At 72.2% G+C, this 23,924-nt stretch carries 21 protein-coding genes; 11 read left to right on the top strand and 10 right to left on the bottom strand.

From position 1 onward, the window contains the following. Positions 1–5: 5 nt before the first annotated feature. Positions 6–302 carry a hypothetical protein gene (locus AFM16_RS26200; protein WP_051780303.1) on the bottom strand — a complete coding sequence of 99 codons (297 nt, stop codon included), beginning with the start codon at positions 300–302 and terminating at the stop codon, positions 6–8. Beyond that, complete coding sequence (locus AFM16_RS26195; protein ID WP_078634790.1) at positions 299–1,192, bottom strand: ADP-ribosylglycohydrolase family protein; 894 nt, start codon at positions 1,190–1,192, stop codon at positions 299–301. Before AFM16_RS26195 ends, AFM16_RS26200 begins: the two co-directional genes overlap by 4 nt. Positions 1,193–1,322: 130 nt before the next feature. Here AFM16_RS26195 and AFM16_RS26190 point away from each other — a divergent pair, with 130 nt between their 5' ends. The 4 genes from AFM16_RS26190 to AFM16_RS26175 all read left to right on the top strand — a co-directional run bounded on the left by AFM16_RS26190 (position 1,323) and on the right by AFM16_RS26175 (position 4,639). Further along, a complete protein-coding gene (locus tag AFM16_RS26190; RefSeq protein WP_030784337.1) occupies positions 1,323–2,261 on the top strand; it encodes an AurF N-oxygenase family protein in 939 nt (312 codons plus the stop codon). A gap of 104 nt (positions 2,262–2,365) precedes the next feature. Beyond that, the gene (locus AFM16_RS26185) at positions 2,366–3,016 is read left to right on the top strand and encodes a TetR/AcrR family transcriptional regulator (protein WP_030784335.1); all 651 of its coding nucleotides are present in this window, start codon (positions 2,366–2,368) and stop codon (positions 3,014–3,016) included. Between the two features lie 14 nt (positions 3,017–3,030). Continuing rightward, the gene (locus tag AFM16_RS26180; protein WP_078637098.1) at positions 3,031–3,336 is read left to right on the top strand and encodes a DUF8847 domain-containing protein; all 306 of its coding nucleotides are present in this window, start codon (positions 3,031–3,033) and stop codon (positions 3,334–3,336) included. A gap of 115 nt (positions 3,337–3,451) precedes the next feature. After that, positions 3,452–4,639 carry a C40 family peptidase gene (locus AFM16_RS26175; RefSeq protein WP_078634789.1) on the top strand — a complete coding sequence of 396 codons (1,188 nt, stop codon included), beginning with the start codon at positions 3,452–3,454 and terminating at the stop codon, positions 4,637–4,639. Here the strand turns inward: AFM16_RS26175 and AFM16_RS26170 are convergent. Genes AFM16_RS26170 through AFM16_RS26150 form a run of 5 tightly spaced genes read right to left on the bottom strand, consistent with a single transcriptional unit; the run spans position 4,612 to position 10,398 of the window. Beyond that, a complete protein-coding gene (locus AFM16_RS26170; RefSeq protein ID WP_078634788.1) occupies positions 4,612–5,865 on the bottom strand; it encodes a styrene monooxygenase/indole monooxygenase family protein in 1,254 nt (417 codons plus the stop codon). The genes AFM16_RS26175 and AFM16_RS26170 overlap by 28 nt on opposite strands. A 34-nt stretch (positions 5,866–5,899) precedes the next feature. Further along, positions 5,900–6,571 carry a GTP-binding protein gene (locus AFM16_RS26165; RefSeq protein ID WP_030784323.1) on the bottom strand — a complete coding sequence of 224 codons (672 nt, stop codon included), beginning with the start codon at positions 6,569–6,571 and terminating at the stop codon, positions 5,900–5,902. Beyond that, positions 6,552–6,971 carry a DUF742 domain-containing protein gene (locus AFM16_RS26160; protein ID WP_030784321.1) on the bottom strand — a complete coding sequence of 140 codons (420 nt, stop codon included), beginning with the start codon at positions 6,969–6,971 and terminating at the stop codon, positions 6,552–6,554. The genes AFM16_RS26165 and AFM16_RS26160 overlap by 20 nt, the downstream gene beginning before the upstream one ends. After that, positions 6,968–7,513: a roadblock/LC7 domain-containing protein gene (locus AFM16_RS26155; protein ID WP_078634787.1), complete on the bottom strand. Its 546-nt coding sequence runs from the start codon at positions 7,511–7,513 to the stop codon at positions 6,968–6,970. The genes AFM16_RS26160 and AFM16_RS26155 overlap by 4 nt, the downstream gene beginning before the upstream one ends. Next, a complete protein-coding gene (locus AFM16_RS26150) occupies positions 7,510–10,398 on the bottom strand; it encodes a sensor histidine kinase (RefSeq protein WP_245177803.1) in 2,889 nt (962 codons plus the stop codon). Before AFM16_RS26150 ends, AFM16_RS26155 begins: the two co-directional genes overlap by 4 nt. A 379-nt stretch (positions 10,399–10,777) precedes the next feature. Between AFM16_RS26150 and AFM16_RS26145 the strand changes: the two genes are divergently transcribed. Then, positions 10,778–11,566, top strand: coding sequence for a hypothetical protein (locus tag AFM16_RS26145; protein ID WP_078634785.1), 789 nt, complete (start codon positions 10,778–10,780; stop codon positions 11,564–11,566). A gap of 51 nt (positions 11,567–11,617) precedes the next feature. Here the strand turns inward: AFM16_RS26145 and AFM16_RS26140 are convergent, their stop codons facing one another. Together AFM16_RS26140 and lon are read right to left on the bottom strand one after the other, a co-directional pair. Then, positions 11,618–12,088: a MarR family winged helix-turn-helix transcriptional regulator gene (locus AFM16_RS26140; protein WP_078634784.1), complete on the bottom strand. Its 471-nt coding sequence runs from the start codon at positions 12,086–12,088 to the stop codon at positions 11,618–11,620. A gap of 136 nt (positions 12,089–12,224) precedes the next feature. Next, positions 12,225–14,645: an endopeptidase La gene (gene lon / locus AFM16_RS26135; RefSeq protein ID WP_078634783.1), complete on the bottom strand. Its 2,421-nt coding sequence runs from the start codon at positions 14,643–14,645 to the stop codon at positions 12,225–12,227. 233 nt (positions 14,646–14,878) lie between these two features. Between lon and AFM16_RS26130 the strand changes: the two genes are divergently transcribed. From AFM16_RS26130 to AFM16_RS26110, 5 genes are all read left to right on the top strand, one after another. Further along, on the top strand, positions 14,879–15,556 hold the full coding sequence (locus tag AFM16_RS26130) for a spermidine synthase family protein (RefSeq protein ID WP_030784308.1): 678 nt from the start codon (positions 14,879–14,881) through the stop codon (positions 15,554–15,556). A 122-nt stretch (positions 15,557–15,678) separates the two neighbouring features. After that, a complete protein-coding gene (locus AFM16_RS26125; protein WP_030784305.1) occupies positions 15,679–16,419 on the top strand; it encodes a response regulator transcription factor in 741 nt (246 codons plus the stop codon). Continuing rightward, positions 16,416–17,516, top strand: coding sequence for a HAMP domain-containing sensor histidine kinase (locus tag AFM16_RS26120; RefSeq protein WP_078634782.1), 1,101 nt, complete (start codon positions 16,416–16,418; stop codon positions 17,514–17,516). Before AFM16_RS26125 ends, AFM16_RS26120 begins: the two co-directional genes overlap by 4 nt. A 313-nt stretch (positions 17,517–17,829) precedes the next feature. Continuing rightward, the gene (locus tag AFM16_RS26115; protein ID WP_030784300.1) at positions 17,830–21,630 is read left to right on the top strand and encodes a multifunctional oxoglutarate decarboxylase/oxoglutarate dehydrogenase thiamine pyrophosphate-binding subunit/dihydrolipoyllysine-residue succinyltransferase subunit; all 3,801 of its coding nucleotides are present in this window, start codon (positions 17,830–17,832) and stop codon (positions 21,628–21,630) included. An 88-nt stretch (positions 21,631–21,718) separates the two neighbouring features. Next, positions 21,719–21,898, top strand: coding sequence for a DUF6104 family protein (locus AFM16_RS26110; RefSeq protein ID WP_003992906.1), 180 nt, complete (start codon positions 21,719–21,721; stop codon positions 21,896–21,898). Between the two features lie 94 nt (positions 21,899–21,992). Here AFM16_RS26110 and AFM16_RS26105 read toward each other — a convergent pair whose 3' ends face one another. Then, on the bottom strand, positions 21,993–22,868 hold the full coding sequence (locus AFM16_RS26105) for a hypothetical protein (RefSeq protein ID WP_078634781.1): 876 nt from the start codon (positions 22,866–22,868) through the stop codon (positions 21,993–21,995). Between the two features lie 146 nt (positions 22,869–23,014). Here AFM16_RS26105 and AFM16_RS26100 point away from each other — a divergent pair, with 146 nt between their 5' ends. Then, positions 23,015–23,923, top strand: a complete 909-nt coding sequence (locus AFM16_RS26100; protein ID WP_030784292.1) for a DUF4097 family beta strand repeat-containing protein — start codon at positions 23,015–23,017, stop codon at positions 23,921–23,923. Position 23,924: the final 1 nt, after the last annotated feature.

The following is a 23,924-nucleotide window of genomic DNA, read 5'->3' as shown; positions in this document are numbered from 1 at the left end:
GGCGCTCAGGGCAGCGGGAGCCGGAAGAGGCCGGGCGGCGGCGGCCGGTGGTGGCCGCAGTCGATCTCCGCACCGTCCTCGTCCCCGACGAACGCGTGCGACGGGGCCCACACCGTGACCGTGCCGGGCTCGTGGACCACCTCGAAGAGACCGGCGTCCTCGGCGGTGAGCGCCCAGACCACGAAGGTCTCGCCGGGCCGCAGCCAGTGGTCGCTGCCGTACGGTTCGAGGATCAGCTCCAGCAGGTCCCGGCCGCGGTTGGTCACCCGAAGACCGGCGACCGGCCCCGAGGCGGCCGTCACGCCCGGCCCCCGGCGCCGGGCAGCGCTTCCCGACGATCCAGCCAGACCGCCGGGACCCCCTCGACGCCGGTACGGCACGCCACGACACCGCCAGTGATCGCGCACGTGGTGTCGACGTCACCGAAGCCCTCGGCGGTGGTCCACAGGGCGGAGACCAGGTCGGCGGGATGACGGGCGGCGGACCAGAGGGCGAAGGGGACGGTGTCGTCGGCGCGGACGCGCCCGCCGCTGCCGAGAGCGTCCGCGGCCTTCCAGGGCTCGGTGGCGAAGGGCAGCGCGGCGGCACGGGCGAGGCCCTCGCGGACCGCGCCGTCGGGGGTGCGGGCGGCCACCGCGTCCAGGGTCAGTTCGTGCCGTGCGGAGAGCGCCGCCGCGACGGCCACCGCGACCGCCCCGGCGATGCCCTCCGGGTGGGCGTGGGTGACCTCGGCGGAGCGGACGGCCTGGTCGGCGACCCGGTCGAGGTCGGCGTGGAACCAGGCGCCGAGGGGCGCCACACGCATCGCCGCGCCGTTGCCGAGGCTGCCCTCGCCGTCGAACAGCTCTCGGGCCGACTCGGGCCAGCGGTCGGGCTCTTGGAGCAGCCGGGGCAGCAGGGCGTGCATGCCGCGGCCGTAGCCCCGGGCGGCGTCGGCCCGATGGCCGTGCGCGAAGGCGCGGGCCAGTTCGGTGCGCCGGATCTCGCCGTGACGGTCGAGGACGCGCAGGATCCCCAGGGCCATCGCGGTGTCGTCGGTCCAGTGCCAGAACGGCTCGGGCGGGGTGCGGCGGGCGCGGATCTCGGCGTACGCCTGGCGCGGCGGGCGGAACAGGGGGAACCAGCGTTCGCCGAAGGCGTCCCCGAGGGCCAGGCCCTCCAGGCTGCGGCGCGCGGCGGTGGCGGGGTCCACGCGGTCCCCCTCCCCCGACGGTGTCTCCGGACGCGGTCAGTCTCGCACGGGCGTGCGAAGGGAGGGGAGGAAGTGAGAAGTCCACGCACGGGGATTGACGGGCTTACTGACAAGCAGTCTCATAAGAGCCATGACGACCCTCACGGATGCAGACGCACTGGAAGGGCTGCGGGACGCGCTGGGCCTGCTCAAGGACCGGGAAGAGGTGGCCGAGCGGCTGCTCGCCTCCTCCGCCAAGCACTCCTTCGACCCGGACAAGGAACTCGACTGGGACGCCCCCTTCGAGGACGGCAAGTGGTTCTGGCCGCCGGAACTCGTGTCGCTCTACGACACCCCGATGTGGAAGCGGATGAGCGAGGAGCAGCGGATCCTGCTGTCCCAGCACGAGGCGGCCGCGCTGGCCTCGCTGGGCATCTGGTTCGAGATCATCCTGATGCAGCTCCTGGTCCGGCACATCTACGACAAGTCGGCGACCAGCGCGCATGTGCGGTACGCGCTGACCGAGATCGAGGACGAGTGCCGGCACTCGAAGATGTTCGCCCGGCTGATCGCCCAGGGCGACACCCCCTGGTACCCGGTGAGCCGTGCGCACCAGCAGCTCGGCCGCGTTTTCAAGACGATCTCCACCACCCCAGGCTCCTTCACCGCGACCCTGCTCGGCGAGGAGATCCTCGACTGGATGCAGCGGCTGACCTTCCCGGACGAGCGGGTCCAGACCCTGGTCCGCGGCGTCACCCGGATCCATGTCGTCGAGGAGGCCCGGCATGTGCGCTACGCCCGTGAGGAGCTGCGCCGCCAGATGGTGACCGCCCCGAGGTGGTCCCAGGAGTTCACCCGGGTCACCTCCGGCGAGTTCGCGCGCGTCTTCTCGGTCGCCTTCGTCAACCCCGACGTGTACACGAACGTCGGACTGGACAAGCGCGAGGCCCAGGCCCAGGTGAAGGCCAGCGGACACCGCCGCGAGGTCATGCAGACCGGCGCCAAGCGGCTGACGGACTTCCTGGACGACATCGGCGTGATGCGCGGCGTCGGCCGCCGCCTGTGGAAGTCGTCGGGCCTGCTCGCCTGACGGCGCGGGGCCTGCCGGCCTGACGGCACACCCGGGGGCCGAAGGACGCCCCCGGCCGCGCGGACCGGGCGCGGGCGGCGGGCGGGGCGATTACGCTGCACGTCATGACCCCCGCCGCACCCGCCTACCGCCGGCTCAGCGTGGAGGAGCGCCGCAGCCAGTTGCTCGACGTCGCGCTGTCCCTCTTCGCGATCCGCGTCCCGGAGGACGTCTCGCTGGACGACGTGGCGGAGGCCGCCGGGGTCTCCCGGCCGCTGGTCTACCGGTACTTCCCCGGCGGCAAGCAGCAGCTCTACGAGGCGGCGCTGCGCTCCGCCGCCGAGGAGCTGCGGCAGTGCTTCGACGAGCCCCGCGAGGGCCCCCTCCTCCCCCGGCTCGGCCGCGCCCTGGACCGCTACCTCGTGTTCGTCCGGCGCCACGACGCCGGCTTCGCCGCCCTGCTCCAGGGCGGCAGCGTGGTGGAGACCTCGCACACCACCGCCATCGTGGACGGCACCCGGCGCGCCGCCGCCGAGCACATCTACGCCCACCTCGGGGTCGACGAGCCCGGACCCCGGCTGCGGATGACCGTCCGCATGTGGATCACCGCGGTCGAGGCCGCATCCCTGATCTGGCTCGACGAGGACCGCCAGCCGCCCGCCGACGAACTGCGGGACTGGCTGGTGGAGCAGTTCGTCGCGCTGCTGACGGTGACCGCGGGCCGGGACCCGCAGTGCGCCGAGCTGATCCGGGGCGCGCTCGCCGCGGAGCTGTGATCGACACTGGTGCCGTGAGAAGCGAAGAGACCCCCTTCGAGGGCGGGCCCATGGACGGCCGCGTCCTGTCCGTCCTGACCGGCCCCACCGGACAGCCGCCGAAGACGTACCGCATCCCCGTCCCCGACGCGGCCGGCGGCCCGCCCACCGTGCTGGTCTACCGGCGCGTGCCGCGCGGCCACAGCAAGCGGCTGGGACTCCCGCGGGGCTGGAAGTACGAGTTCGACCCGAGCGGGAGGGCGGCGGGCCGGCTGAGATGGCCGTGGTCGAAACCGGAAGCCCCCACGCCGGACGAACGCCGGGACGACACCGACGGGTGACCCGGTTGCGCCGAAGCGCGCACACCCGGCGCGCGGACCGCGCCCGCACGCCCCATGCTCGCCCTGCGGGACGGAGGGGCCAGCCGGGCCGCTCCCCCGCGGCGGAGGTGATGACGTGTCAGAAAGGCTGCTGCGTCTGGCCTGTACGGCGGTGACGGCCGCGCTCGCCGCGCAGGTGGTCCTGGCCCCGGGGGCCGCATGGGCCGTACCGGAACCGGAACCGGCCGGACCCTCGGCCACCGCGTCCCCGGAGGCGGGCGCGACCGCGCCTCCCGAGGCGGGCACGGCGGCGGCGCCCGGCGGGCGGTCCGTGGCCGAACTGCTGACGGAGCTTCAGCGGCTGTACCGGGAGGCCGAGCGGGCGACCGAGGCGTACAACGCCACCGAGGAGAAGCTGAAGGAACAGCGGGCCGCGACCGAACGGCTGGACACCGCCCTGGCCGAGGCGCGGCTGTCGCTGCACGAGAGCCGGGGCGCGGCCGGCCGGCTGGCCCGCCAGCAGTACCAGGGCAGCACCGATCTCTCCCCGTACGTCCGGCTGCTGCTCGCCCGCGACCCCCAACACGCCCTGGAACAAGGGCATGTGATCGGCCGTCTGGCACGGGAGCGGGCCGAGACCGTGGACCGGCTGGAGGGCGGCGAACGCCGGTCCGACGAGCTGGCCCGCGCGGCGCGCACCGCGCTCGACGCCCAGCTCACGCTGGCGGAACGGCGCAAGAAGGAGCGCGACGACGTCCGCCGCCGCCTCGGTGACGTCGAGAAGCTCCTCGCCTCCCTCACCACCGCCCAGCTCGCCGCGATCGCGGAGCTGGAGCAGGCCGGTGTCGCCGAGGCGCAGAAGCGGGTCATGGCCTCCGGCGACCTGGACGACGACCGGCCGCCGTCTGCGGAGGGCGACCGGGCCGTGCGCTACGCGGTGGAGCAGATCGGGAAGCCGTACGAGTGGGGCGCCGAGGGTCCGGCGTCGTACGACTGCTCGGGGCTGACCTCCGAGGCGTGGGGGCACGCCGGGACGCCGATCCCGCGCACCAGCCAGGAGCAGTGGGCGCGGCTGCCGCGCATCCCGCTGAACCGGCTGCGCCCCGGTGACCTGGTGCTCTACTTCCCCGAGGCCACGCATGTGGCCCTGTATCTGGGCGACGGCATGGTGGTGCAGGCCCCGCGCACCGGGGAGCGGGTCAAGATCTCACCGATCGCGTCCAACCCGGTGCTGGGAGCCGTACGCCCGGACCCGGATCCGGATCCGGTGCCGGACGCACGGCCGCAGGGCGGACCTCAGGCGCCCGCCACCTCGCCGAGGTAGGCGGCGGTCTTCTCGGGCTCGTAGAAGAAGTTCTCGAAGTCCGACGGGTCGTCGAAGGCGTTGGCGAAACGGTCGGCCACGGGCTGCAACTGGCCTGCCGCGCCCAGCATGTTCACGATGTGCTCCGGCGGCGGGGCCAGCATCGCGTTGGTCCACTTGGTGACGTGCCGCGCGGTGTCCCAGTAGCGGTCGAAGGTGGCGCGCATCCACTCCTCGTCGAACTCCTTCTCGCCCCGCTCCAGGATCGACGCGAGGTACGCGGCGGCGCACTTGGAGGCGGAGTTGGAGCCCTGGCCGGTGATCGGGTCGTTGGCGACGACGACGTCCGCGACGCCGAGGACCAGCCCGCCGCCGGGCAGCCGGCCGACCGGGTTGCGCACGGTCGGCGCGTACCGTCCGGCCAACGTGCCGCCCGCATCGGTGAGTTCGACGCTCCGCGCCCGCTCGTACTCCCAGGGCGTGAACCGCTCCATGAGTCCCAGGGTCAGGGAGAGGTGCTCGGCCGGGTCCTTGACGCCGTCGAAGACGTCGAGCGGGCCGCCGGGTATGCCCTCCCAGAAGAGGATGTCGGCGCGGCCGGACGTGGTGAACGTCGGCATGACGAACAGTTCGCCGACGCCGGGGACCAGATTGCAGCGGACCGCCTCGGTGTCCGGGTGCTCCGGGCGCGGGCCCAGTCCGTGGACGTAGGAGACCGCCAGCGCGCGCTGCGGGGCGGTGTAGGGGGAGCGCTCGGGGTCGCGGGCGAACATGGAGACCAGCTCGCCCTTGCCCGCGGAGACCAGGACGAGGTCGTAGGCGCGGGAGAAGTAGTCGAGGTCGCCGACGGCCGCGCCGTGGATGACGAGCCGGCCGCCGCGCTGGGCGAAGGTCTCCATCCAGCCGGCCATCTTCACCCGCTGGTCCACGGACTGCGCGAAGCCGTCGAGCCGGCCGAGCCAGTCGATGGCGCGCTGGGTGGGGCCCGGGTCGTGCGAGCCGGGGGCGGCCACGGAGACGCCGAGTCCCTGGATCTTCGGGGCCTGGGACTCCCAGAAGTTCAACTGGAGAGCGCGCTCGTGCTCCAGGGCCGTGTGGAACATGCACTGCGTCGACATGACCCGGCCGGAGCGGATCTCGTCCGCCGTCCGGTTCGACATCAGGGTGACCTCGTACCCGTGCGACTGGAGGCCGAGGGCGAGCTGGAGTCCGGACTGGCCGGCTCCGACGACGAGTATCTTCCGCATGCGGGGATGGCTCCTAAGGGGACTTCACTCGGGACTACTCGGGGGTTTCGTCCAGCGCGTGGCCCACCAGGGCCAGAAGGGTCTCGATCACCGAGATCCGGCGCCGCGCGTCCATGATCATGACAGGTATGTGTGCGGGGATCGTCAGCGCCTCCCGCACGTCGTCCGGCTCGAACAGCTCGCTGTCGTCGAAGTGGTTGACGGCGACGACGTACGGCAGTCCGCAGCTCTCGAAGTAGTCCAGCGCGGGGAAGCAGTCCTTGAGCCGGCGGGTGTCGGCCAGCACGACCGCCCCGATCGCGCCGCGCACCAGGTCGTCCCACATGAACCAGAACCGCTGCTGGCCCGGGGTGCCGAACAGATAGAGGACCAGGTCGTCGTCGAGCGTGAGACGGCCGTAGTCCATGGCGACCGTGGTGGTGGACTTCTCGGGCGTGCCGGTGAGGTCGTCCTCGGCCGCGCCGGCCTCGGTCATCAGCGCCTCCGTCTGGAGGGGCTCGATCTCCGAGACGGTGCCGACCAGGGTCGTCTTGCCGACGCCGAAACCGCCCGCGACCACGATCTTCGTGGCGACGGGCGCCCTGGTGCGGTCGGTCTGCCAGGGGCGGAGCGGCTCGTCCGCGTCGGACGGCGCGGCAGCGGCGGGGATTCCCGGGAGGGAGGTGACGCCTACGGAGGTGGCGGCGTCAGAGACGACGGAGTCCACTCAGCACCCTTTCCAGCAGAGCGCGGTCGGGACGGCCCGTACCGTGAGCGGTACCGGTGCCGTACACACGGATCTTTCCCTGGTCCGCGAGGTCGCTCAGCAGGACGCGGACCACACCGAGCGGCATCTTCAGGAGCGCGGCGATCTCGGCCACCGTGCGCATCCGGCGGCACAGTTCGGCGATGGCGCGCAGCTCCGGCATCACGGCGGACCTGAGCGAACTGTTCGTCAACTCCTTGCGCTCCTCGGGGGCTTCGAGGGCCGCCACGAAGGTCTCGACGAGGAGGACATGGCCGAAGCCGGTCCGGCCGCCGGTGAGCGAGTAGGGGCGGACGCGGGCGGGCTTGCGGTCGCCGCCGCGGACGGGGAGCCGCTTCCTGGCGGCCGGGCCGGTGCTCATCGGCCGCTCCCGGCCGACTCCAGCGACTGCCGTAGCTCACTGCGGAGTTCGGGGGTCAGGACATGTCCCGCACGGCCCACGAAGAGCGCCATGTGGTACGCCACCACGCTCATGTCGCAGTCGGCGGAGCCATGGACGCCGAGCAGGGAGCCGTCGCTGATCGACATCACGAAGAGGCTGCCCTCCGCCATCGCGATCATGGTGTGTTTCACCCCGCCGAACTCCATGAGCCGGGCGGCGCCGATGGTGAGGCTGCCGATGCCGGAGACGATGGTGGCGAGGTCGGCGGACGAGCCGCGCGGGCCGGCGGGTTTGTCCTCGTCGCCGGTCCTGCGGCGGCGCGCGTCGCCGGGGGCTGCGGTGCCCTCGTGCAGACGCGTCCGCGCGTGCGGGAGGTCGGGGTCCGAGGAGAGCAGCAGCAGGCCGTCGGAGGAGACGACCGCCACGGACCGGATCCCGGGCACCTCCTCCACCAGGTTGGTCAACAGCCAGTGCAGGTTACGGGCTTCACTGCTCAGTCCGAAGGTACTGGGCGCGGTCAACTGCTTGCCTCCTCGACTGTGCCCCCCGTGTCTTCTTCGGCGTGTGCGTGTGCTTCTTGAGCCGCTTGCGGGGCCGGAACCTTGTTCTGGCCCGTCTTCTCGGCGATCTCCGCCTCCACCTCGCGGTACCCGGCCTCCGCCCCCCGGCGGAAACCGCCCAGCCGACGCCGGAGGGCCTCGGCGTCGACCGAACCGCTGCGCTGTCTCGGGGTCTGTGCGGGCGCGGTGATCCGGGGGGTGCGCTTGGGCAGTCCCTTGTCGGTGACCGGCTCTTCGGGCTGGTCGGGGACGCGGGTGTGTTCTTCAGAGGGCTGGGCCCGGGCCGGGACCTGGGACTCGGGCGAGTCCGTCTGCGGGGCCGGGACCTCGTCCTCGGGTGCCGCCGGGTCCGCTTCCGCGGGCGGGATCGGCAGCAGGAGTTCCATGGTCGTCTCGGCCGGGCTTTCGGCCGGGAGTCCTACGGGTGCCGCCGGGAGTCCTACGGGTGCCTCGGGGGCCGGCTCAGGGCTCGGCTCGGGGCTGGTCTCGGGGTCGGCCTGGGCCGCCCGCGCCTCGGCGTCGGCGTCGGCGCCGGACAGCGCCTCCGCCGGTGTCTCCTTGCGGGGCCTCGGGACCGTATCCCCCCGGCTCTCCTCCCCCGCCGCCCGTACGGCCTTCTCCGCCAGCGCGACCAGGGGGTCCCCCGCGGCCGGCTTCGGGCGGCCCGGGAGGACGTTGGAGTTGGCCTCCGCGTCGGCGCCGGGGAGGGAGAAGGACTGGGCCTTGGCGGAGGCCGGTGTCGCGGACGGGACCGCGGCCGAGGGCGCCTCGGGCAGCAGCGTGGCCGGGAGGACGACGACCGCCGCCACCCCGCCCTGCTTCTGCTCGCGGAGCTGCACCCGCACCCCGTGCCGGTGCGCGAGGCGGGCCACCACGTACAGGCCGAGGCCGAGCCCCTCCTCGCCCTCCTGGTCGTAGGGGGTCTCGGGGTCGAAGTCGGTGAGGCGGGCGTTGAGGACGGTGAGGCGGTCCTCCGGGATGCCGATGCCCTCGTCCTGGACGGAGAGCATGACCTCGCCGCTCTCCAGGAGCCAGCCGGAGACCTCGACGGGAAGGTCCGGCGGGGAGAACGAGGTGGCGTTCTCCATGAGTTCGGCGAGCAGATGGCTCAGGTCGTCCGCGGCGAAGCCGGCCACGTGCGCGTGCGGCGGCAGCGCCGAGATACGGACCCGCTCGTAGCGCTCGATCTCGCTGACGGCCGCCCGGACCACGTCCACCAGCGGGATCGGGCCCGCGTGCTGCTGGACGTGCTCGGTGCCGGCGAGGACGAGGAGGTTCTCGCTGTGGCGCCGCATGACGGTCGCGAAGTGGTCGAGCTTGAAGAGGGTGGCCAGCCGGTCGGGGTCCTGCTCGCGCTCCTCCAGGGTCTCGATGACGCCGAGTTGGCGCTCGACGAGACCGAGGGTGCGCAGGGCGAGGTTGACGAAGGTGCCGGTGATGCTGGACCGCAGCCGTTCGAGCTGGGCCGCCGACTCGGCGATCTCCGCGCGCAGTTCCTCACGGGCGTCGGCCATCGCCTGGCGCTGGCCCACGAGATGCCTGCGGTCGGACTCCAGCGTGGCCACCCGCTCGTGGACGGCGACGGCGTGCGCGTGCAGCGCGTTGACCGAGCGGACGACCTGGGCGAACTCGTCGTTGCGGCCGGTGAAGGTGACGGGTTCCTCGGCGGCCGGGTTCTCGGCCCCGGCGAGCCGGGCGGAGCCGCGGCGCAGCACGGACAGCGGGCGGGTGAGGCTGCGGGCCATGCCGGTGGAGACGGCGACCGCGAGCAGCATCAGCGCGCCGAGCAGGGCGATCCTGATCTCCAGGCCGGTGACGTCGTCGTCGCGCAGCGCGGCGAGGTCGTCGGCGCGCCCGCTGTAGAGGGAGGACTCGGCGCCGCGCATCAGGTCGACGCGGGCGGAGAGCGCGGCGTCCAGCTTCTTGACGCCGGTGGCGAGTTCACCGGCGCTCAGGGTGGGCTGGTCGGTGAGGCGGGCGAGGTACTTCTCCGCGGTGTCGACGTCCCCGCCGGTGACCGTGGAGTCGTACGACTCGACGATGTCCTCGGGGGCGGACGCGCGGAAGTCGGCGAGAGCCGCGTCGGAGCGGACCCGGGACTGCTGGGCGGCGGCGGTGAGGGCGTCGCGGCGCTCGCCGTCGGCCTCGGAGGAGACCTTCTCGGTGCTCGCCAGGCCGGTGACCGGGTCGATGACGGTCCGGGTGGCGGTCGGCACCCGGAGCGCGGCAAGCAGCAGTCCGCGGGTCGCGGACGCCTGCTGGACGGCGGTGTCGAGCGCGACGAGGGCGTGCGCCCCGGAGCCCGCGCGCGCCGGGGTCTGCTCGGCGAGCCGTTCGGCGAGGCCGTGCAGGGCGGTGATCACCTTGGAGTAGGCGTCGTGCGCCTCCAGGGCGGTGCCCTCGCCGGTGAGCGCGGTGCGGCGGACGGCGGTGAGGGAGTCGAGCGCGTCGCGCAGGCCGGCGGTGACGTCCGTCTCCGCGGTCAGCTCGCGGGCCTGGCGGTCCACCCGGGCGCCGCTCTCGGCGGACGGGGCCTCGGAGTCGGGGCGGCCGGCCGCGACGTACGAGGTGACCTCGTCGCGTTCGTCGGCGAGGGACCGGGCCAGAGCGAGGGCGTCCTCGGTCTGTTCGGCCAGGGTGACCAGGTCCTGGGAGTCCTTGAGCTGCCCGGAGGCGGTGAGGAGCGCGGGGGCGCCGGCACCGGCGATCGCGGCGGCCACCACGGCCACGGCCACGATCAGCCGGTTGCGTACGTGGGTGGGGCGGCCCTTGCCGACGGGGGTGCGCTCGGCGCCGCCCTCGGAGGCCGTCCGGCTGCCTTTACGCCCAGTCCGCGTCTTCTGCACCGGTGCTCGCATTCCTGACTCGTGTACCCATGGGCCGGATGTGACGCTCCGTCAAATGATGCGTACGCCCGGTTCGGTCCCCGACCCTCCCAGTGCCGGTGGGCAGCGGTCGCGCATCGCTTCCCCCGCCACCCGAAGGAGTGAACATCGGACGGGAGTTGGCGGGCAAGTTCCCGCGGCGCGCGTGACGGCCCGGTCCGGCGGGCCGGTTGGACGTGAGCGGCAGGCTTTGACAATATTCGCCACCACGTCTGCCCCGAGCCCAGCATTCCCGCCCAAAACAGGCGTCTGACCTGGGCCGGGCGAGGCTCGCACGGCGGTCCGGCGGCGCGTGTGGGACGTTCGTGGACGCTGTGGAGCGGTCGTGCAGACTGGCTGGATGCGTACGGAACTTGTGTCGGAGCCGGGCGATCGGGCCCGTCCCAACGAGGACTTCGCGAGTGTCGGACTTTCCGCCTCCGGACAGGGCGGTTCGGTCGTCCTGCTGGACGGGGTGACACCACCGGCGGACGGCGGGGGCTGTCTGCATTCGGTCCCCTGGTTCACGGCACGGCTGGGCGGGGCCCTGACCGAACTGACCGTTTCCCTCCCGGATGTTCCGCTGGCGGAGGCCCTGTCCCGCGCCATCGCGCGTACCGCCGACGCCCATGCGCGAACCTGTGACCTTTCTCACCCGCGTACGCCGCAGGCGACGGTGGCCCTGGCGCGCTGGTCCCCGGAGACCGTGGAGTACCTGGTGCTGTGCGACGCGACGCTGCTGCTGGCGTCCCCCGAGGGCACGGTCGCACCGGTCCGGGACGACCGTCTCGCCCTGCTGCCGCGCGCCCTGTTGAGGAGCGCCGCGACGGTCGACGGGACGCTGCGCAACAAGGAGGGCGGCTTCTTCACGGCCGCCGCGGATCCGGCGGTGGCGGACCGGGCGGTGGCCGGAAGTGTGCCCCGCACGGAGGTCGTCTCGCTGGCCGCGCTGTCCGACGGCGCGACCCGCTGGACGGAGACCTTCCACGAGGGCGACTGGACGTCCCTGTTCACCCTCGTCCGCGAGGACGGCCCCCGCGCCCTCGTGGAGAAGGTGCGGGTGCTTGAGGACGCGGACGCCACGGCCCGGGCCTTTTTGGGGACCGGCAAGACACATGACGACGCGACAGCGGTGTACGTGGACCTGTAGAGGGACCAGTAGATGGACCTGTAGGGAGCGTCAGGCAGGCGGGGGCCGGCGCTACTTCTCCATGCCGCGGTTGAGCTGCTGCAGCAGCCGGGCCAGTTCGGCGACCTCGGTGCGGTCCCAGTCGGAGAAGTTGCGGACGTACCGCGCGCGGCGGGCCTCGCGGACGCGGCCGACCCGGGTGCGGCCCTCCTCGGTGAGGTCGACGAGCCAGGCGCGGCCGTCGGCCGGGTCGGGTTCGCGGGCGACCAGACCGAGCTGTTCCAGGGCGCGGAGCTGACGGGACATGGTGGCCTTGCCGACGCCGATGTACGCGGCGAGTTCGGTGGCGCGCTGCCGGCCGCACTCCTCCAGCCGGACCAGCAGACCGTACGCGGCGGACTCCAGGTCCGGATGGACCTCGCGGGCCATCTCGCCCTGGTTGGCGCGGGCGCGGCGCAGCAGCACCGTCAGTTCCCGCTCCAGGGACAGGAACTCCGTGGACTCGCCGCCCCCGTGTCCCTCGCCGTGTGTGTCCTCGTGCACGTCAGCACCCCTGCTCCGGTTCCCCGTGTCCGTCTGGTCGTCTACCTGCGTAGCTTTCCATGTTCCCGGCCCGGGTCCGGCGAGGACCCGGGCCTCCTGGGAGATCCGGGTCCCGCCGTCCTTCCGGAGGCGTCCGTCACGCCGCCACCGGAACCTCCGGCGCCGCGCCGTTCGCGGCGGGCGCGAGCGCCAGTTCCAGGACCTGGCGGACGTCGGTGACGGCGTGGACGTCCAGCGTGTCGAGGACCTCCGCCGGGACGTCGTCCAGGTCGGGTTCGTTGCGCTTGGGGATGACGACGGTCGTCACCCCGGCGCGGTGGGCGGCGAGCAGCTTCTGCTTGACGCCGCCGATCGGCAGCACCCGGCCGGTCAGGGAGACCTCGCCGGTCATCGCCACGTCCGTGCGGACCAGACGGCCCGACAGCAGCGAGGCGAGGGCCGTCGTCATCGTGACGCCGGCGCTCGGGCCGTCCTTGGGGACCGCGCCCGCCGGGAAGTGGATGTGCACGCCCCGGTCCTTGAGGTCGCCGACCGGCAGCTCCAGCTCCGCGCCGTGCGAGCGCAGGAAGCTCAGCGCGATCTGCGCCGACTCCTTCATCACGTCACCGAGCTGACCGGTCAGGGTCAGTCCCGCCGCGCCGGTCTCCGGGTCGGCCAGCGACGCCTCCACATAGAGGACGTCACCGCCGGCGCCGGTGACCGCGAGGCCCGTGGCCACGCCGGGTACCGCGGTGCGGCGCTCGGCCGGGTCCTGGGCGGACTCGGGCACATGGTGCGGCCGTCCGATCAGCGCGCGCAGATCGGCGTCGGTGACGGTGAACGGCAGCTCCCGCTCGCCCAGTTCGTGCTGGGCCGCGACCTTGCGGAGCAGCCGGGCGACGGTCCGCTCCAGGGTGCGCACGCCCGCCTCGCGGGTGTACTCGCCGGCCAGCTTGCGCAGGGCGCTCTCCTCCAGGACCACTTCCTCCTTGTCCAGGCCGGCCCGTTCGAGCTGGCGCGGGAGGAGGTGGTCGCGGGCGATGACGACCTTCTCGTCCTCGGTGTAGCCGTCGAGGCGGACCAGCTCCATCCGGTCGAGCAGGGCCTCCGGGATCGCCTCCAGGACATTGGCGGTGGCCAGGAAGACGACGTCGGACAGGTCCAGCTCCACCTCCAGGTAGTGGTCCCGGAAGGTGTGGTTCTGCGCCGGGTCGAGGACTTCGAGGAGGGCGGCGGCCGGGTCGCCCCGGTAGTCGGAGCCCACCTTGTCGATCTCGTCCAGCAGGACCACCGGGTTCATCGACCCGGCCTCCTTGATGGCCCGCACGATCCGGCCGGGCAGCGCGCCGACGTACGTACGGCGGTGGCCGCGGATCTCGGCCTCGTCACGGACGCCGCCGAGGGCGACGCGGACGAAGGAGCGGCCCATGGCGTGCGCGACCGACTCGCCGAGGCTGGTCTTGCCGACGCCGGGCGGGCCGACGAGCGCCAGCACGGCACCGCCGCGCCGCCCGCCGACGACACCCAGGCCCCGCTCGCCGCGGCGCTTGCGCACGGCCAGGTACTCGGTGATCCGCTCCTTCACGTCCTCCAGGCCCGCGTGCTCGGCGTCGAGGATCGCCTTGGCGCCCTGGATGTCGTAGGAGTCCTCGGTCCTCTCGTTCCAGGGCAGTTCGAGGACGGTGTCCAGCCAGGTGCGGATCCAGGAGCCCTCGGGCGACTGGTCGGAGGACCGCTCCAGCTTGTCGACCTCCTTGAGGGCGGCCTCGCGGACCTTCTCGGGCAGGTCGGCGGCCTCCACGCGGGAGCGGTAGTCGTCGGACTCCTCGGCGGAGTCCTTGGAGTCGCCGTTCAGCTCGCGCAGCTCCTTGCGGACGGCGTCGAGCTGACGGCGGAGCAGGAACTCGCGCTGCTGCTTGTCGACGCCCTCCTGGACGTCCTTGGCGATGGTCTCGGCGACGTCCTGCTCGGCGAGGTGGTCGCGCAGTTGCCGGGTGGCGAGCTTCAGCCGGGCCACCGGGTCGGCGGTCTCCAGCAGCTCCACCTTCTGTTCGGTGGTCAGGAACGGCGAGTAGCCGGAGTTGTCGGCGAGCGCGGAGACGTCGTCGATGGCCTGGACGCGGTCGACGACCTGCCAGGCGCCGCGCTTGCGCAGCCAGGCGGTGGCGAGCGCCTTGTACTCCTTGACCAGGTCGGTGACGTGCCCCGGCAGGGGCTCCGGCACGCTCTGGTCGATTCGGGTGCCCTCGACCCAGAGCGCGGCGCCCGGGCCGGTCGTCCCGGCCCCGATCTGCACGCGCCCGCGGCCGCGGATCAGCGCGCCCGGGTCGCCGTCGGCCAGCCGGCCGACCTGTTCGACGGTGCCCAGCACGCCGGTGCTCGCGTACGTCCCGTCGATCCGCGGGACCAGCAGCACCCTGGGCTTGCCCGGCTCGGACCGCGCGGCGGCCTGGGCGGCCTCCACCGCGGCGCGCACGTCGGTGTCGTTGAGGTCCAGCGGAACCACCATGCCGGGGAGTACGACCTCGTCATCGAGAGGCAGTACGGGCAGGGTGAGCGATGCGGACGTCGAAGCCATGATCTCCCCTTCGGCAGTCAAGTTGAGCTATGCCGACTCAATGCATGGGAGCCGCGGGATGTTCCCGGGACGTCCGTCCGTTCGCTGTGGGCGATCACCCGGCGATCCCCCAGCGATCTCCGAAGGGGGAGTCACAGCCCGTCCGTCAATGCCGCACAGCTTCTTCACCCCCGCCCGACCAGGACTCTTCGCAATCCGTCAACGTTCCGTCAGAGAAATGCCACGATGGGCCGATGGTGACGCCCTACGACATCCCCGAAGTGCTGGACCGTCGCGAGGGTCCCCACGGCGAGGTGGTGCTGCGCCGGCACGGGACGCTGCTCCAGATCATCGCGAACGGCTGCTTCCTGATGGACACCTCCGACGGCCGCTCCGAACGCCTGCTGGTGGACGCCGCGCTGACCGCCCTGGACGGCCGGGACGCCCCGGAGCTGCTGATCGGCGGGCTGGGCGTCGGATTCTCGCTCGCACACGCCGCGGCCGACCCCCGCTGGGGCGCGGTCACCGTCGTGGAGCGCGAGCGGGCCGTCGTCGACTGGCACCGCGACGGCCCGCTGTCCGCCCTCTCCGCGCGGGCGCTCGCCGACCCGCGCGCGAAGATCGTGGAAGCCGACCTGCTGGACTACGTCAATGAGACATGCGACACGTTCGACGCGCTCTGTCTCGACATCGACAACGGCCCCGGCTGGACCGTCGACGAGGGCAACGACAGCCTCTACTCGGTGGCCGGACTCACGCGCTGCGCAAGGGTGTTGAGACCCGGTGGCGTGCTCGCGGTATGGTCCGCCCAGCCCTCTCCGGAATTCGAGGGAACCTTGGGGAATGCCGGGTTCCAGCAGGTGCGTACCGAAGAGATCCCCGTTGCCCGAGGCGTGCCGGACGTCGTGCACCTCGCGGTCCGACCTGGATAGCAAAGGCGAGGTGACTCCGGGTACGTTTCATGCCTGACGCCGATCATTTACGCGTCAACCGCAGTCATGCGCAGACAAGGGACCACCCCACTGGTTCCGGAAAGCACACTCAGGGGCGGGCGATGGAGCAGACACACACCGCGCACAACGGCACGACGACGGCGACCCAGGGCGCGCAGCGTCGCGTTCTCGTGGTCGAGGACGACCCGACGATCGTCGACGCCATCGCGGCCCGCCTGCGCGCCGAGGGATTCCTCGTGCAAACGGCGGGCGACGGCCCCGCGGCCGTCGACACCGCGGAGGCATGGCAGCCCGATCTGCTGATCCTCGACATCATGCTGCCCGGCTTCGACGGCCTCGAGGTGTGCCGCCGGGTGCAGGCCGCCCGCCCGGTGCCGGTCCTCATGCTCACCGCGCGCGACGACGAGACCGACATGCTGGTCGGGCTCGGCGTGGGCGCCGACGACTACATGACCAAGCCGTTCTCGATGCGCGAGCTGGCCGCGCGCGTGCACGTGCTGCTGCGCCGGGTGGAGCGCGCCGCCATCGCGGCGACCACCCCCCGCAGCGGCATCCTGCGCCTCGGCGAGCTGGAGATCGACCACGCGCAGCGCCGGGTCCGGGTCCGCTCGGAGGACGTGCATCTGACGCCCACCGAGTTCGACCTGCTGGTCTGCCTGGCCAACACCCCGCGCGCGGTGCTCTCCCGCGAGCAGTTGCTGGCGGAGGTCTGGGACTGGGCGGACGCCTCCGGCACCCGCACGGTCGACAGCCACATCAAGGCGCTGCGCCGGAAGATCGGCGCCGAGCGGATCCGCACGGTGCACGGTGTGGGCTACGCGCTGGAGACCCCCACGCCATGAGCGGCGCGGACGGTCCGAGAGACCCCGGGGAGTCCTGGGGGAAAGTGCGCCCGTTCTCGGTGAAGACCAAGCTCGGCGCGCTGGTCGTCGTCTCGGTGCTGATCACCACCGGGCTGTCCGTGATCGCCGTGCACACGAAGACGGAACTCCGCTTCATCACGGTCTTCTCGATGATCGCCACCCTGCTCATCACGCAGTTCGTGGCGCATTCCCTCACCGCTCCGCTGGACGAGATGAACGCGGTCGCCCGCTCGATCTCGCACGGCGACTACACCCGCCGGGTCAGCGAGAACCGCCGCGACGAGCTGGGCGACCTGGCCCAGACGATCAATGTGATGGCGGACGAGCTGGAGGCCCAGGACCGCCAGCGCAAGGAGCTGGTGGCGAACGTCTCGCACGAGCTGCGCACTCCGATCGCCGGACTGCGCGCGGTCCTGGAGAACGTCGTCGACGGCATCGCCGAGGCGGACCCCGAGACCATGCGCACCGCGCTGAAGCAGACCGAGCGCCTCGGCCGGCTGGTGGAGACCCTGCTGGACCTGTCCCGCCTGGACAACGGCGTCGTACCGCTGCGCAAGCGGCGTTTCGAGGTGTGGCCGTATCTGTCGGGGGTGCTGAAGGAGTCCAACATGGTCGCCTCGGCGCGGGCCGCGATGGGGTCGGGCGGCACGCACACGCGTACCGACGTGCATCTGCACCTGGACGTCTCGCCGCCGGAGCTGACGGCGCACGCGGACCCCGAGCGCATCCACCAGGTCGTCGCCAATCTGATCGACAACGCGGTCAAGCACTCCCCGCCGCACGGCCGGGTCACGGTCAAGGCGCGGCGCGGCCCGCTGCCGGAGTCGCTGGAGCTGGAGATCCTGGACGAGGGGCCCGGCATCCCGCGCTCGGAGTGGCACCGCGTGTTCGAGCGGTTCAACCGGGGAGCCGTCCGCCGGCCGCACGGGCCGGGCAGCGACGGCGGTACGGGGCTGGGTCTCGCGATCGCCCGCTGGGCGGTCGATCTGCACGGCGGCCGGATAGGAGTGGCCGAATCCGAGCGGGGTTGCCGGATTCTTGTCACTCTTCCGGGAGAGTCTTCCGTACCAAGTTGACGTAAAGTTGAATGCGGAGCCAGATGATCCACGGCCGTCCGCACGCATGGACACGTGTGATCAGGCACAGAACCGACGGCGCACCGGCGCAGGTCGGCACGGGTCCGCACGCTCGGTGTGCGCGACCTGCGTCAACGCACCCCTTTCGCAGCGCAACCGCGCTTGTTTCCCGCCATTTCCGCCCCCGAAACGCGTGTTCCGATGTGACTTACGCGACGATGGACCGGCCCGGCCTGACCTACGTGCTCTTGGAGGCGTAGCCTTTATTCCCGCTGTCCATCACCTTGTGAAGCGGAAGAGGGCGGTTGCCGCCGTGTCGCCACAGTCCCCCAGTAACGCATCGAGCCTTTCGACCGACGCAGACCAAGCGGGCAAGAACCCCGCTGCCGCGTTCGGAGCCAACGAGTGGCTCGTCGACGAGATCTATCAGCAGTACCTCCAGGACCCGAATTCGGTAGACCGTGCCTGGTGGGACTTCTTCGCCGACTACAAGCCGGGCGCGGCCGCCGCCGCTCCGGCTACGGCGGGTACTGCGGCCGCGGGGGCCGCAGGGACCACCACACCCGCGGCGCCCGCCGCCCCGGCACCCGTGCCGGCCCCGGCCGCCGCGCAGCCCGCCGCCACCCCGGCTCCGGCGCCCGCCGCGAAGGCCCCGGCCCAGGCACCCGCTCCGGCGAAGCCCGCCGTGGCTCCCCGGCCGGCCGCCGCGAAGGCAGCGCCCGCCGCGCAGCCCGCGGCCGCGCCCGAGGGCCCGGAGCTGATCACCCTGCGCGGCCCCGCCGCCGCGGTCGCCAAGAACATGAACGCCTCGCTGGAGCTGCCCACGGCCACGTCCGTGCGCGCGGTCCCGGTGAAGCTGCTGTTCGACAACCGCATCGTGATCAACAACCATCTCAAGCGGGCCCGGGGCGGGAAGATCTCCTTCACGCACCTGATCGGCTTCGCGATGGTGCAGGCCATCAAGGCCATGCCGTCGATGAACTGGCACTACGCGGAGAAGGACGGGAAGCCCACCCTCGTCAAGCCGCCGCACGTCAACTTCGGCCTCGCCATCGACCTGGTGAAGCCCAACGGCGACCGCCAGCTCGTCGTCGCCGGCATCAAGAAGGCCGAGACGCTCAACTTCTTCGAGTTCTGGCAGGCGTACGAGGACATCGTCCGCCGCGCCCGCGACGGCAAGCTGACGATGGACGACTTCACCGGTGTCACGGTCTCCCTGACCAACCCCGGTGGCCTCGGCACCGTCCACTCCGTGCCGCGTCTGATGCCCGGCCAGTCGGTGATCATGGGCGTCGGCTCCATGGACTACCCGGCGGAGTTCCAGGGCACCAGCCAGGACACCCTGAACAAGCTCGGCATCTCCAAGGTCATGACGCTCACGTCGACCTACGACCACCGGGTCATCCAGGGCGCCGCCTCCGGCGAGTTCCTGCGCGTCGTCGCCAACTTCCTGCTCGGCGAGAACGGCTTCTACGACGAGATCTTCGAGGCGCTGCGCATCCCCTACGAGCCGGTCCGCTGGCTCAAGGACATCGACGCCAGCCACGACGACGACGTCACCAAGGCCGCCCGGGTCTTCGAGCTGATCCACTCCTACCGGGTCCGCGGCCATGTCATGGCCGACACCGACCCGCTGGAGTACCGCCAGCGCAAGCACCCCGACCTGGACATCACCGAGCACGGCCTCACCCTGTGGGACCTGGAGCGCGAGTTCGCCGTCGGCGGCTTCGCCGGCAAGTCCCTGATGAAGCTGCGCGACATCCTCGGCGTGCTGCGCGACTCGTACTGCCGCACCACCGGCGTCGAGTTCATGCACATCCAGGACCCCAAGCAGCGCAAGTGGATCCAGGACCGCATCGAGCGCCCGCACACCAAGCCCGAGCGCGAGGAGCAGCTCCGCATCCTGCGCCGGCTGAACGCCGCGGAGGCGTTCGAGACCTTCCTCCAGACGAAGTACGTCGGCCAGAAGCGCTTCTCCCTGGAGGGCGGCGAGTCCGTCATCCCGCTGCTGGACGCGGTCATCGACAGCGCGGCGGAGTCCCGCCTCGACGAGGTCGTCATCGGCATGGCCCACCGCGGCCGGCTGAACGTCCTGGCCAACATCGTCGGGAAGTCGTACGCGCAGATCTTCCGTGAGTTCGAGGGCAACCTCGACCCGAAGTCGATGCACGGCTCCGGCGACGTGAAGTACCACCTGGGCGCCGAGGGCACCTTCACCGGTCTCGACGGCGAGCAGATCAAGGTCTCCCTGGTCGCCAACCCCTCGCATCTGGAGGCGGTGGACCCGGTCCTGGAGGGCGTCGCGCGCGCCAAGCAGGACATCATCAACAAGGGCGGCACGGACTTCACCGTCCTGCCGGTGGCCCTGCACGGCGACGCGGCCTTCGCGGGCCAGGGCGTGGTGGCCGAGACCCTGAACATGTCGCAGCTCCGCGGCTACCGCACCGGCGGCACGGTCCACATCGTCATCAACAACCAGGTCGGCTTCACCGCGGCCCCCGAGTCCTCGCGCTCCTCCATGTACGCGACGGACGTGGCCCGCATGATCGAGGCCCCGATCTTCCACGTGAACGGCGACGACCCGGAGGCCGTGGTCCGCGTCGCGCGGCTCGCCTTCGAGTTCCGCCAGGCGTTCAACAAGGACGTGGTGATCGACCTCATCTGCTACCGCCGCCGCGGTCACAACGAGTCCGACAACCCGGCCTTCACCCAGCCGCTGATGTACGACCTGATCGACAAGAAGCGCTCGGTGCGCAAGCTCTACACCGAGTCCCTCATCGGTCGCGGCGACATCACCCTGGAAGAGGCCGAGCAGGCGCTCCAGGACTACCAGGGCCAGCTCGAGAAGGTCTTCACCGAGGTCCGCGAGGCCACCTCGCAGCCCGCCTCCGGCGAGTCCCACGACCCTCAGGACGGCTTCCCGGTCGCGGTCCCCACCGCGATCTCCGCGGAGACCGTCAAGCGGATCGCCGAGTCCCAGGTCAACGTCCCCGACCACATCACCGCCCACCCGCGGCTGCTTCCGCAGCTCCAGCGCCGGGCCGCGATGGTCGAGGACGGCACCATCGACTGGGGCATGGGCGAGACCCTCGCCGTCGGCTCCCTGCTCCTGGAGGGCGTGCCCGTCCGGCTCGCCGGCCAGGACTCCCAGCGCGGCACCTTCGGCCAGCGGCACGCGGTGATCATCGACCGGGAGACCGGCGAGGAGTTCACCCCGCTGATGTACCTCTCCGAGGACCAGGCGCGGCTGAACGTCTACAACTCGCTGCTCTCCGAGTACGCGGCGATGGGCTTCGAGTACGGCTACTCGCTGGCCCGCCCCGACGCGCTCGTGATGTGGGAGGCGCAGTTCGGCGACTTCGTCAACGGCGCGCAGACCGTCGTCGACGAGTTCATCTCCTCGGCCGAGCAGAAGTGGGGCCAGACCTCCGGCGTCACCCTGCTGCTGCCGCACGGCTACGAGGGCCAGGGCCCGGACCACTCGTCCGCCCGCCCGGAGCGGTTCCTCCAGCTCTGCGCGCAGAACAACATGACGGTGGCCATGCCCACGCTCCCGTCGAACTACTTCCACCTCCTGCGGTGGCAGGTGCACAACCCGCACCACAAGCCGCTGGTCGTCTTCACGCCGAAGTCGATGCTGCGTCTGAAGGCCGCCGCGTCGAAGGCGGAGGAGTTCACGCACGGCGGGTTCCGCCCGGTCATCGGCGACGCCTCGGTCGAGCCGAGCGCCGTCAAGAAGGTCGTCTTCTGCGCGGGCAAGGTCTACTACGACCTGGAGGCCGAGCGGCAGAAGCGCGGCGCCACGGACACGGCGATCATCCGCCTGGAGCGGCTGTACCCGCTGCCCGGCGCCGAGGTCCAGGCCGAGGTCAACAAGTACCCCAACGCCGAGAAGTACCTGTGGGTCCAGGAGGAGCCGGCCAACCAGGGTGCCTGGCCGTTCATCGCCCTGAACCTGATCGACCACCTGGACCTGGCGGTCGGCGCCGACGTCCCGCACGGCGAGCGGCTGCGGCGCATCTCGCGCCCGCACGGCTCGTCCCCGGCCGTCGGTTCCGCCAAGCGCCACCAGGCGGAGCAGGAGCAGCTCGTGCGTGAGGTGTTCGAGGCGTAACCGCCCTCGCGCACGCCGTACGACGGCCGGGCCGCACTCCCTCGACGGGGGTGCGGCCCGGCCGTTTCCGCGCATTTATCCTTGACCCATGTACTTCACCGACCGTGGCATCGAAGAGCTGGAGAAGCGGCGCGGCGAGGAGGAGGTCACCTTCGAGTGGCTCGCCGAGCAGCTCCGGACGTTCGTCGACCTCAACCCGGACTTCGAGGTCCCGGTGGAACGCCTGGCGACCTGGCTGGCACGGCTGGACGACGAGGACGACGAGTAGCACCCGCAGCACCGGAACGACGACAAGGGCGCCCCTGGAGGCGCCCTTCTCGTGTCTACGGCGTCGGCGGCGGGGGTTCCCGACCGGGGTGCCGTCAGTCGCGGGGGCGGCCCAGGTCGTAGGCGAGCCCGAGGAGGCCGTGGGCCAGCAGCAGCGCGCCCGCCGCGATCCAGCCGGCGCTGCGCTTCCGCAGGCCCCAGGCCGTGACCGGGACGGCGGCCGTCACCTGGGCCAGCGCGAGGACGTGCGCGCGGGGTGTGCCGGACCAGGGCAGCCAGGGGCCCAGGGGGCTGTGCTCGACCGCGTTCTCCATGGCGTCGAGTTCGGTGCGGACGGTCTCGCGCCAGCCCCGCCAGTCGATCCGCTGGACGTCGTCCCGCGCGCGTGCGGCGTCGCGGAGGGCGCGGGCCGGGGCGCCGGGGGTGAACCCGGCGGGCAGGGTGAGACCCGCGCGGGTGAGGACGGCGAGCAGTACGCCCACACGCGTGTGGGCGTCGGCCTCGGGGTCCGGGCGCGTCAGCGGCTCCAGGTCCTGGAGGTCGAGGACGGGGTCGAGGCCGAGGCGGGCGGCGAGGGTGTGCAGGGCCTCGTCCTCGCCCTCCGGGGTGCCGTCGGCGAGCCAGCCGTAGCCGACGGGACGGCGGAAACCGGACGCGACGGTGAGCCCGGCCCGCCCGGCGTCCCACCACAGCCCCAGGACGGGCCAGGGGGCGCCGACGGCCAGGGCGGCGGCCCAGCGGGCGAGGACCTCGTCGACGGGGTCGCCAGTGCCGTCGCCCGAGCCTTCGTGGGAGTCGGCGCGGGCCTCGCCGTGCGTCCACGGGGTGCCGTCGGGGACCAGGACGCTCCATTCGGCACCGGCGCCCGTGAGGAGCATGCCGGTGCGCAGGAGGTGGGCCGCGGGGGCGACGGCGTCGGGGTCGGCGCGGCAGATCAGCACGGCGCCGGAGGGGCTGTCTTCCGTCGGCATGCTCCCCACGCTAGGACGCCCGGCGACGGGCCGGGATCCGGTGGTCACCCGAACGGGTGGCTTGACTTCCCGAGGCCGCGATATATCGTGAATAGCGGGAGACGCGATATGGCGCGTTGCCCTGTCGCGTCGAGGAGGTCAGCACCATGTCCGAGTGGTCCGTCGCCGAGCCCACGAAGCTCACGTTCGACGCCCCGGTGAGCAACCTGCACGTGCGCGTCGTGAACGGCACGGTGAACGTGGTGGGCACCGACGAGGAAGCCGCCCGTCTGGAGGTCACCGGGATCGAGGGCCCACCCCTGGTGGTGACCCAGCGGGACGGCACCCTGACCGTGGCCTACGAGGACCTGCCCTGGAAGGGCTTCCTCAAGTGGCTGGACAGCAAGGGCTGGCGGCGCAGCGCCGAGGTCTCCCTCGCCGTCCCGGCGGGCACCCGTGTGGAGGTGGGCGTGGTGGGCGCCGGGGCGACGGTCTCCGGGATCGTCGGGCCCACGGAGGTCAAGGGCGTCGCCGGTGACACCACCCTGGTGGGTCTCGCGGGCCCGGTCCGCACGGACACGGTCTCCGGGAGCGTGGAGGCCCAGGCCCTCACCGGGGACCTGCGCTTCCACTCCGTCTCCGGTGATCTGACGGTCGTGGAGGCCGCGTCCTCGGTCCGGGCCGACTCGGTGAGCGGGTCGATGATCGTCGACCTGGACGCCGCGAGCGGGCCCACGGACATCGCGCTGACCAGCGTCTCCGGCGAGATCGCCATCCGGCTCCCGCATCCTGCGGACGCGCGCGTGGAGGCGAACACCGCCAGCGGCTCGGTCTCCAACGCCTTCGAGGACCTCCGGGTCAGCGGCCAGTGGGGCGCCAAGCGGATCACCGGCCGGCTCGGCGCGGGCAACGGCCGGCTCAAGGCCACCACGGTCTCCGGGTCCATCGCCCTGCTGCGGCGCCCGGCCGCGGAGGACGGACCGGCCTTCGACTCGGGGGAGAATGCCCCTTCCGGCCCGGACGACGACTCCCCCGGCTCTCCGGCCGACAGCACGACCGACAAGAAGGTGTTCTGAC

Origin of the sequence: Streptomyces antibioticus (genome assembly GCF_002019855.1) — a bacterium.
In the GTDB taxonomy this organism is placed as follows: domain Bacteria; phylum Actinomycetota; class Actinomycetes; order Streptomycetales; family Streptomycetaceae; genus Streptomyces; species Streptomyces antibioticus_B.
Note: the sequence above shows the minus strand (reverse complement) of the source record. Positions and strands in the feature narration are given on the sequence as shown.

Coding starts and splice junctions, on each gene's coding strand:
- AFM16_RS26125 (WP_030784305.1), top strand. CDS start 15,679: ATGGAGCAGACACACACCGCGCACAACGGCACGACGACGGCGACCCAG.
- AFM16_RS26170 (WP_078634788.1), bottom strand. CDS start 5,865: ATGCGGAAGATACTCGTCGTCGGAGCCGGCCAGTCCGGACTCCAGCTC.
- AFM16_RS26100 (WP_030784292.1), top strand. CDS start 23,015: ATGTCCGAGTGGTCCGTCGCCGAGCCCACGAAGCTCACGTTCGACGCC.
- lon (WP_078634783.1), bottom strand. CDS start 14,645: ATGGCTTCGACGTCCGCATCGCTCACCCTGCCCGTACTGCCTCTCGAT.
- AFM16_RS26110 (WP_003992906.1), top strand. CDS start 21,719: ATGTACTTCACCGACCGTGGCATCGAAGAGCTGGAGAAGCGGCGCGGC.
- AFM16_RS26130 (WP_030784308.1), top strand. CDS start 14,879: ATGGTGACGCCCTACGACATCCCCGAAGTGCTGGACCGTCGCGAGGGT.
- AFM16_RS26105 (WP_078634781.1), bottom strand. CDS start 22,868: ATGCCGACGGAAGACAGCCCCTCCGGCGCCGTGCTGATCTGCCGCGCC.
- AFM16_RS26120 (WP_078634782.1), top strand. CDS start 16,416: ATGAGCGGCGCGGACGGTCCGAGAGACCCCGGGGAGTCCTGGGGGAAA.
- AFM16_RS26160 (WP_030784321.1), bottom strand. CDS start 6,971: ATGAGCACCGGCCCGGCCGCCAGGAAGCGGCTCCCCGTCCGCGGCGGC.
- AFM16_RS26145 (WP_078634785.1), top strand. CDS start 10,778: ATGCGTACGGAACTTGTGTCGGAGCCGGGCGATCGGGCCCGTCCCAAC.
- AFM16_RS26185 (WP_030784335.1), top strand. CDS start 2,366: ATGACCCCCGCCGCACCCGCCTACCGCCGGCTCAGCGTGGAGGAGCGC.
- AFM16_RS26190 (WP_030784337.1), top strand. CDS start 1,323: ATGACGACCCTCACGGATGCAGACGCACTGGAAGGGCTGCGGGACGCG.